Here is a 372-nt window from a genome sequence, read left to right on the forward strand (position 1 = left end):
AAGCAGTTCAACAAGGTCTTCCCGACCCACTGTTCGTTCATGCTGGGCGAGATCGCCCTGTACAGCTTCATCATCGTGCTGCTGACCGGCACCTACCTGGCGCTGTTCTTCGCCCCCTCCCTGCAGGAGGTGGTCTACAACGGGCCGTACGACCCGCTGCGCGGCGTCCACATGTCGCGGGCCTACGAGTCGGCGCTGGAGATCTCGCTCGAGGTCCGTGGTGGGCTGTTCATGCGTCAGCTGCACCACTGGGCGGCGCTGCTGTTCGTCGCGGCGATGATCATCCACATGTTCCGGGTGTTCTTCACCGGCGCGTTCCGCAAGCCGCGCGAGGCCAACTGGACCATCGGCGTCGTGCTGATCCTGCTGGGC

1 protein-coding gene is annotated in these 372 nt (G+C 64.5%); it reads left to right on the top strand.

What is annotated here, in order from left to right; all coding sequences use genetic code 11:
* Positions 1–372, top strand: a 372-nt coding sequence (locus DBV35_RS29460) for a cytochrome b N-terminal domain-containing protein (RefSeq protein WP_205648949.1), incomplete at both ends; no start/stop codon positions are given.

The organism is Acuticoccus kandeliae (genome assembly GCF_003073115.1).